General features: G+C 34.8%; 2 protein-coding genes. Both read right to left on the reverse strand.

Features of this window, described 5'->3' with window-relative positions; translation table 11 throughout:
* Window positions 1-240 (reverse strand): hypothetical protein (locus tag U9P79_01480; GenBank protein MEA2103300.1); only part of this gene is annotated, 240 nt, incomplete at its 3' end.
* Between the two features lie 744 nt (window positions 241-984).
* Window positions 985-1,124, reverse strand: a 140-nt coding sequence (locus tag U9P79_01485; GenBank protein ID MEA2103301.1) for an FAD-linked oxidase C-terminal domain-containing protein, incomplete at its 5' end; no start/stop codon positions are given.

The following is a 1,124-nucleotide window of genomic DNA, read 5'->3' on the forward strand; positions in this document are numbered from 1 at the left end:
AAAAAACGGAGAATCCCCATTATCTATAATGAATCTTTCATCCTTTGTTAATGCCTCAAATAAATCTTTTTCTTTAAAACGCAGATATCCTTTGAAAACAAAAATTAAATATAGCTCATCTATGCTGCGGGGCTTTCGTTTTGGTTTAAGAAATTCATAACAAGCATCAATAATTTTTTTAGTCATTTTCAGTACAATTGGTTTTTCTGTCCAATTAAAATCATCTTCCGTTTTGCCCAATGCAAATAGTGCCGATAGAATCACATGTTGGAAATCTGGATTATCAGGGAATTTTTTGTGATGTTTTGCAAGGAATTGTATCGCCTTTTCATTTTCTCCATTTAAGACATAAGCTTCACCAAGATCGTATTGAGCATATGGATCATCAGGACATTTCTTTGCTCTTTCCTTGCAATACTCAACTAACGCAGGATAATCTCCATTTTTTCGTAATTCATACAGTGGTTCCCAAAATTCAAAGTCTTCATATTCATCAGAGAATCTCTTTGGTTTTTCCTGCTTGAGGGGGAATGGAATGACTTTTGATTTTGGTTTGTTTTTCTTAGGATAAGTTTTTTTTTCATTGTTTTTTCTATTTTAGAACATAGCTCCGCTTCTTCGGTTACATAGCAACATCCGGCCTGATTGTTTGTGTTACAATACTTTTGTTAGTATTTATTATAGGAATTTGTTATTGTCAAGGATGTTTTTCTAATAGTTCGATTAGAGTTTTTTTTGTTGATTTATAAAATTGCTTCATTCAAACCCCATTTGTATCATATTTAAATTTGGTGGTAAACACTATTCCTCGTTCCCAAGCTCCAGCTTGGGAACGAGGAATAACCCCCAGTAAGAAATCAGCATAAATCAGGGGGACATTCCAAATCTTTTTGGTTTTATATGAAACTCCGTATAACTATTTAAAATCATGGAGTTTAATATTTTGTTGTGGCCGATGCAGTAACCACGCTCCGGCCGTGCCGGTTATATAAATATCTTTCCGGGATTAAGGATGTTTTTGGGATCAAAAAGTGCTTTGATTCCCCTTTGCAGAGATATGCTTTTCCAGGAAAGCTCCATGGAGATATAATCTCTCCTGGCAAGTCCAATGCCATGTTCTCCTG

It is taken from the genome of Candidatus Cloacimonadota bacterium, assembly GCA_034661015.1.
Classification (GTDB): Bacteria; Cloacimonadota; Cloacimonadia; order JGIOTU-2; family JGIOTU-2; genus JAYEKN01.